Source organism: Leeuwenhoekiella nanhaiensis, from assembly GCF_002744755.1.
In the GTDB taxonomy this organism is placed as follows: Bacteria; Bacteroidota; Bacteroidia; order Flavobacteriales; family Flavobacteriaceae; genus Leeuwenhoekiella; species Leeuwenhoekiella nanhaiensis.
The window spans coordinates 1-6308 of sequence record NZ_KZ319321.1 but is presented as its reverse complement, the minus strand read 5'-3'; the positions used below and the strand labels follow the sequence as shown (position 1 = coordinate 6308).

Annotated in this window: 9 protein-coding genes and 1 pseudogene; 7 read left to right on the top strand and 3 right to left on the bottom strand. The window is 46.2% G+C overall.

Annotated elements, in window-relative coordinates; genetic code table 11:
• Positions 1–301: 301 nt before the first annotated feature.
• The 3 genes from CJ305_RS19150 to CJ305_RS19140 form a co-directional block, all read right to left on the bottom strand.
• Positions 302–736: a protein rexB gene (locus CJ305_RS19150; RefSeq protein ID WP_001245922.1), complete on the bottom strand. Its 435-nt coding sequence runs from the start codon at positions 734–736 to the stop codon at positions 302–304.
• A gap of 15 nt (positions 737–751) precedes the next feature.
• Positions 752–1591, bottom strand: coding sequence for a protein rexA (locus CJ305_RS19145; protein WP_000788349.1), 840 nt, complete (start codon positions 1589–1591; stop codon positions 752–754).
• A gap of 112 nt (positions 1592–1703) precedes the next feature.
• Entirely contained in the window at positions 1704–2417 is a 714-nt protein-coding gene (locus CJ305_RS19140) for a LexA family protein (RefSeq protein WP_000104864.1), read from the bottom strand.
• 100 nt (positions 2418–2517) lie between these two features.
• Here CJ305_RS19140 and CJ305_RS19135 point away from each other — a divergent pair, with 100 nt between their 5' ends.
• The 7 genes and pseudogenes from CJ305_RS19135 to CJ305_RS19105 all read left to right on the top strand — a co-directional run.
• Complete coding sequence (locus tag CJ305_RS19135) at positions 2518–2718, top strand: Cro/CI family transcriptional regulator (protein ID WP_000437875.1); 201 nt, start codon at positions 2518–2520, stop codon at positions 2716–2718.
• A 118-nt stretch (positions 2719–2836) separates the two neighbouring features.
• The gene (locus CJ305_RS19130) at positions 2837–3130 is read left to right on the top strand and encodes a CII family transcriptional regulator (protein WP_000251069.1); all 294 of its coding nucleotides are present in this window, start codon (positions 2837–2839) and stop codon (positions 3128–3130) included.
• Positions 3131–3162: 32 nt separating this feature from the next.
• A complete protein-coding gene (locus CJ305_RS19125; protein ID WP_000185505.1) occupies positions 3163–4062 on the top strand; it encodes a replication protein in 900 nt (299 codons plus the stop codon).
• Positions 4059–4760, top strand: a complete 702-nt coding sequence (locus CJ305_RS19120) for a replication protein P (RefSeq protein ID WP_000788910.1) — start codon at positions 4059–4061, stop codon at positions 4758–4760. The genes CJ305_RS19125 and CJ305_RS19120 overlap by 4 nt, the downstream gene beginning before the upstream one ends.
• A complete protein-coding gene (locus CJ305_RS19115; RefSeq protein ID WP_000145933.1) occupies positions 4757–5047 on the top strand; it encodes a protein ren in 291 nt (96 codons plus the stop codon). Before CJ305_RS19120 ends, CJ305_RS19115 begins: the two co-directional genes overlap by 4 nt.
• A 73-nt stretch (positions 5048–5120) precedes the next feature.
• Positions 5121–5561 carry a recombination protein NinB gene (locus CJ305_RS19110; protein ID WP_000736903.1) on the top strand — a complete coding sequence of 147 codons (441 nt, stop codon included), beginning with the start codon at positions 5121–5123 and terminating at the stop codon, positions 5559–5561.
• Between the two features lie 53 nt (positions 5562–5614).
• Positions 5615–6308: pseudogene (locus CJ305_RS19105) on the top strand (phosphoadenosine phosphosulfate reductase family protein); the annotation flags it as partial.

Genomic DNA, 6308 nt, shown 5'->3' with positions numbered 1-6308 from the left:
TCTTCAGGGCTTAATTTTTAAGAGCGTCACCTTCATGGTGGTCAGTGCGTCCTGCTGATGTGCTCAGTATCACCGCCAGTGGTATTTATGTCAACACCGCCAGAGATAATTTATCACCGCAGATGGTTATCTGTATGTTTTTTATATGAATTTATTTTTTGCAGGGGGGCATTGTTTGGTAGGTGAGAGATCTGAATTGCTATGTTTAGTGAGTTGTATCTATTTATTTTTCAATAAATACAATTGGTTATGTGTTTTGGGGGCGATCGTGAGGCAAAGAAAACCCGGCGCTGAGGCCGGGTTATTCTTGTTCTCTGGTCAAATTATATAGTTGGAAAACAAGGATGCATATATGAATGAACGATGCAGAGGCAATGCCGATGGCGATAGTGGGTATCATGTAGCCGCTTATGCTGGAAAGAAGCAATAACCCGCAGAAAAACAAAGCTCCAAGCTCAACAAAACTAAGGGCATAGACAATAACTACCGATGTCATATACCCATACTCTCTAATCTTGGCCAGTCGGCGCGTTCTGCTTCCGATTAGAAACGTCAAGGCAGCAATCAGGATTGCAATCATGGTTCCTGCATATGATGACAATGTCGCCCCAAGACCATCTCTATGAGCTGAAAAAGAAACACCAGGAATGTAGTGGCGGAAAAGGAGATAGCAAATGCTTACGATAACGTAAGGAATTATTACTATGTAAACACCAGGCATGATTCTGTTCCGCATAATTACTCCTGATAATTAATCCTTAACTTTGCCCACCTGCCTTTTAAAACATTCCAGTATATCACTTTTCATTCTTGCGTAGCAATATGCCATCTCTTCAGCTATCTCAGCATTGGTGACCTTGTTCAGAGGCGCTGAGAGATGGCCTTTTTCTGATAGATAATGTTCTGTTAAAATATCTCCGGCCTCATCTTTTGCCCGCAGGCTAATGTCTGAAAATTGAGGTGACGGGTTAAAAATAATATCCTTGGCAACCTTTTTTATATCCCTTTTAAATTTTGGCTTAATGACTATATCCAATGAGTCAAAAAGCTCCCCTTCAATATCTGTTGCCCCTAAGACCTTTAATATATCGCCAAATACAGGTAGCTTGGCTTCTACCTTCACCGTTGTTCGGCCGATGAAATGCATATGCATAACATCGTCTTTGGTGGTTCCCCTCATCAGTGGCTCTATCTGAACGCGCTCTCCACTGCTTAATGACATTCCTTTCCCGATTAAAAAATCTGTCAGATCGGATGTGGTCGGCCCGAAAACAGTTCTGGCAAAACCAATGGTGTCGCCTTCAACAAACAAAAAAGATGGGAATCCCAATGATTCGTCATCTGCGAGGCTGTTCTTAATATCTTCAACTGAAGCTTTAGAGCGATTTATCTTCTGAACCAGACTCTTGTCATTTGTTTTGGTAAAGAGAAAAGTTTTTCCATCGATTTTATGAATATACAAATAATTGGAGCCAACCTGCAGGTGATGATTATCAGCCAGCAGAGAATTAAGGAAAACAGACAGGTTTATTGAGCGCTTATCTTTCCCTTTATTTTTGCTGCGGTAAGTCGCATAAAAACCATTCTTCATAATTCAATCCATTTACTATGTTATGTTCTGAGGGGAGTGAAAATTCCCCTAATTCGATGAAGATTCTTGCTCAATTGTTATCAGCTATGCGCCGACCAGAACACCTTGCCGATCAGCCAAACGTCTCTTCAGGCCACTGACTAGCGATAACTTTCCCCACAACGGAACAACTCTCATTGCATGGGATCATTGGGTACTGTGGGTTTAGTGGTTGTAAAAACACCTGACCGCTATCCCTGATCAGTTTCTTGAAGGTAAACTCATCACCCCCAAGTCTGGCTATGCAGAAATCACCTGGCTCAACAGCCTGCTCAGGGTCAACGAGAATTAACATTCCGTCAGGAAAGCTTGGCTTGGAGCCTGTTGGTGCGGTCATGGAATTACCTTCAACCTCAAGCCAGAATGCAGAATCACTGGCTTTTTTGGTTGTGCTTACCCATCTCTCCGCATCACCTTTGGTAAAGGTTCTAAGCTTAGGTGAGAACATCCCTGCCTGAACATGAGAAAAAACAGGGTACTCATACTCACTTCTAAGTGACGGCTGCATACTAACCGCTTCATACATCTCGTAGATTTCTCTGGCGATTGAAGGGCTAAATTCTTCAACGCTAACTTTGAGAATTTTTGTAAGCAATGCGGCGTTATAAGCATTTAATGCATTGATGCCATTAAATAAAGCACCAACGCCTGACTGCCCCATCCCCATCTTGTCTGCGACAGATTCCTGGGATAAGCCAAGTTCATTTTTCTTTTTTTCATAAATTGCTTTAAGGCGACGTGCGTCCTCAAGCTGCTCTTGTGTTAATGGTTTCTTTTTTGTGCTCATACGTTAAATCTATCACCGCAAGGGATAAATATCTAACACCGTGCGTGTTGACTATTTTACCTCTGGCGGTGATAATGGTTGCATGTACTAAGGAGGTTGTATGGAACAACGCATAACCCTGAAAGATTATGCAATGCGCTTTGGGCAAACCAAGACAGCTAAAGATCTCGGCGTATATCAAAGCGCGATCAACAAGGCCATTCATGCAGGCCGAAAGATTTTTTTAACTATAAACGCTGATGGAAGCGTTTATGCGGAAGAGGTAAAGCCCTTCCCGAGTAACAAAAAAACAACAGCATAAATAACCCCGCTCTTACACATTCCAGCCCTGAAAAAGGGCATCAAATTAAACCACACCTATGGTGTATGCATTTATTTGCATACATTCAATCAATTGTTATCTAAGGAAATACTTACATATGGTTCGTGCAAACAAACGCAACGAGGCTCTACGAATCGAGAGTGCGTTGCTTAACAAAATCGCAATGCTTGGAACTGAGAAGACAGCGGAAGCTGTGGGCGTTGATAAGTCGCAGATCAGCAGGTGGAAGAGGGACTGGATTCCAAAGTTCTCAATGCTGCTTGCTGTTCTTGAATGGGGGGTCGTTGACGACGACATGGCTCGATTGGCGCGACAAGTTGCTGCGATTCTCACCAATAAAAAACGCCCGGCGGCAACCGAGCGTTCTGAACAAATCCAGATGGAGTTCTGAGGTCATTACTGGATCTATCAACAGGAGTCATTATGACAAATACAGCAAAAATACTCAACTTCGGCAGAGGTAACTTTGCCGGACAGGAGCGTAATGTGGCAGATCTCGATGATGGTTACGCCAGACTATCAAATATGCTGCTTGAGGCTTATTCGGGCGCAGATCTGACCAAGCGACAGTTTAAAGTGCTGCTTGCCATTCTGCGTAAAACCTATGGGTGGAATAAACCAATGGACAGAATCACCGATTCTCAACTTAGCGAGATTACAAAGTTACCTGTCAAACGGTGCAATGAAGCCAAGTTAGAACTCGTCAGAATGAATATTATCAAGCAGCAAGGCGGCATGTTTGGACCAAATAAAAACATCTCAGAATGGTGCATCCCTCAAAACGAGGGAAAATCCCCTAAAACGAGGGATAAAACATCCCTCAAATTGGGGGATTGCTATCCCTCAAAACAGGGGGACACAAAAGACACTATTACAAAAGAAAAAAGAAAAGATTATTCGTCAGAGAATTCTGGCGAATCCTCTGACCAGCCAGAAAACGACCTTTCTGTGGTGAAACCGGATGCTGCAATTCAGAGCGGCAGCAAGTGGGGGACAGCAGAAGACCTGACCGCCGCAGAGTGGATGTTTGACATGGTGAAGACTATCGCACCATCAGCCAGAAAACCGAATTTTGCTGGGTGGGCTAACGATATCCGCCTGATGCGTGAACGTGACGGACGTAACCACCGCGACATGTGTGTGCTGTTCCGCTGGGCATGCCAGGACAACTTCTGGTCCGGTAACGTGCTGAGCCCGGCCAAACTCCGCGATAAGTGGACCCAACTCGAAATCAACCGTAACAAGCAACAGGCAGGCGTGACAGCCAGCAAACCAAAACTCGACCTGACAAACACAGACTGGATTTACGGGGTGGATCTATGAAAAACATCGCCGCACAGATGGTTAACTTTGACCGTGAGCAGATGCGTCGGATCGCCAACAACATGCCGGAACAGTACGACGAAAAGCCGCAGGTACAGCAGGTAGCGCAGATCATCAACGGTGTGTTCAGCCAGTTACTGGCAACTTTCCCGGCGAGCCTGGCTAACCGTGACCAGAACGAAGTGAACGAAATCCGTCGCCAGTGGGTTCTGGCTTTTCGGGAAAACGGGATCACCACGATGGAACAGGTTAACGCAGGAATGCGCGTAGCCCGTCGGCAGAATCGACCATTTCTGCCATCACCCGGGCAGTTTGTTGCATGGTGCCGGGAAGAAGCATCCGTTACCGCCGGACTGCCAAACGTCAGCGAGCTGGTTGATATGGTTTACGAGTATTGCCGGAAGCGAGGCCTGTATCCGGATGCGGAGTCTTATCCGTGGAAATCAAACGCGCACTACTGGCTGGTTACCAACCTGTATCAGAACATGCGGGCCAATGCGCTTACTGATGCGGAATTACGCCGTAAGGCCGCAGATGAGCTTGTCCATATGACTGCGAGAATTAACCGTGGTGAGGCGATCCCTGAACCAGTAAAACAACTTCCTGTCATGGGCGGTAGACCTCTAAATCGTGCACAGGCTCTGGCGAAGATCGCAGAAATCAAAGCTAAGTTCGGACTGAAAGGAGCAAGTGTATGACGGGCAAAGAGGCAATTATTCATTACCTGGGGACGCATAATAGCTTCTGTGCGCCGGACGTTGCCGCGCTAACAGGCGCAACAGTAACCAGCATAAATCAGGCCGCGGCTAAAATGGCACGGGCAGGTCTTCTGGTTATCGAAGGTAAGGTCTGGCGAACGGTGTATTACCGGTTTGCTACCAGGGAAGAACGGGAAGGAAAGATGAGCACGAACCTGGTTTTTAAGGAGTGTCGCCAGAGTGCCGCGATGAAACGGGTATTGGCGGTATATGGAGTTAAAAGATGACCATCTACATTACTGAGCTAATAACAGGCCTGCTGGTAATCGCAGGCCTTTTTATTTGGGGGAGAGGGAAGTCATGAAAAAACTAACCTTTGAAATTCGATCTCCAGCACATCAGCAAAACGCTATTCACGCAGTACAGCAAATCCTTCCAGACCCAACCAAACCAATCGTAGTAACCATTCAGGAACGCAACCGCAGCTTAGACCAAAACAGGAAGCTATGGGCCTGCTTAGGTGACGTCTCTCGTCAGGTTGAATGGCATGGTCGCTGGCTGGATGCAGAAAGCTGGAAGTGTGTGTTTACCGCAGCATTAAAGCAGCAGGATGTTGTTCCTAACCTTGCCGGGAATGGCTTTGTGGTAATAGGCCAGTCAACCAGCAGGATGCGTGTAGGCGAATTTGCGGAGCTATTAGAGCTTATACAGGCATTCGGTACAGAGCGTGGCGTTAAGTGGTCAGACGAAGCGAGACTGGCTCTGGAGTGGAAAGCGAGATGGGGAGACAGGGCTGCATGATAAATGTCGTTAGTTTCTCCGGTGGCAGGACGTCAGCATATTTGCTCTGGCTAATGGAGCAAAAGCGACGGGCAGGTAAAGACGTGCATTACGTTTTCATGGATACAGGTTGTGAACATCCAATGACATATCGGTTTGTCAGGGAAGTTGTGAAGTTCTGGGATATACCGCTCACCGTATTGCAGGTTGATATCAACCCGGAGCTTGGACAGCCAAATGGTTATACGGTATGGGAACCAAAGGATATTCAGACGCGAATGCCTGTTCTGAAGCCATTTATCGATATGGTAAAGAAATATGGCACTCCATACGTCGGCGGCGCGTTCTGCACTGACAGATTAAAACTCGTTCCCTTCACCAAATACTGTGATGACCATTTCGGGCGAGGGAATTACACCACGTGGATTGGCATCAGAGCTGATGAACCGAAGCGGCTAAAGCCAAAGCCTGGAATCAGATATCTTGCTGAACTGTCAGACTTTGAGAAGGAAGATATCCTCGCATGGTGGAAGCAACAACCATTCGATTTGCAAATACCGGAACATCTCGGTAACTGCATATTCTGCATTAAAAAATCAACGCAAAAAATCGGACTTGCCTGCAAAGATGAGGAGGGATTGCAGCGTGTTTTTAATGAGGTCATCACGGGATCCCATGTGCGTGACGGACATCGGGAAACGCCAAAGGAGATTATGTACCGAGGAAGAATGTCGCTGGACGGTATCGCGAAAATGTATTCAGAAAATG

What these genes read in the sequence shown, in the direction of transcription:
- CJ305_RS19145 (WP_000788349.1), bottom strand. Translation starts at nt 1,591, where the DNA reads ATGAAGAATGGTTTTTATGCGACTTACCGCAGCAAAAATAAAGGGAAA.
- CJ305_RS19130 (WP_000251069.1), top strand. Translation starts at nt 2,837, where the DNA reads ATGGTTCGTGCAAACAAACGCAACGAGGCTCTACGAATCGAGAGTGCG.
- CJ305_RS19110 (WP_000736903.1), top strand. Translation starts at nt 5,121, where the DNA reads ATGAAAAAACTAACCTTTGAAATTCGATCTCCAGCACATCAGCAAAAC.
- CJ305_RS19150 (WP_001245922.1), bottom strand. Translation starts at nt 736, where the DNA reads ATGCGGAACAGAATCATGCCTGGTGTTTACATAGTAATAATTCCTTAC.
- CJ305_RS19115 (WP_000145933.1), top strand. Translation starts at nt 4,757, where the DNA reads ATGACGGGCAAAGAGGCAATTATTCATTACCTGGGGACGCATAATAGC.
- CJ305_RS19135 (WP_000437875.1), top strand. Translation starts at nt 2,518, where the DNA reads ATGGAACAACGCATAACCCTGAAAGATTATGCAATGCGCTTTGGGCAA.
- CJ305_RS19125 (WP_000185505.1), top strand. Translation starts at nt 3,163, where the DNA reads ATGACAAATACAGCAAAAATACTCAACTTCGGCAGAGGTAACTTTGCC.
- CJ305_RS19120 (WP_000788910.1), top strand. Translation starts at nt 4,059, where the DNA reads ATGAAAAACATCGCCGCACAGATGGTTAACTTTGACCGTGAGCAGATG.
- CJ305_RS19140 (WP_000104864.1), bottom strand. Translation starts at nt 2,417, where the DNA reads ATGAGCACAAAAAAGAAACCATTAACACAAGAGCAGCTTGAGGACGCA.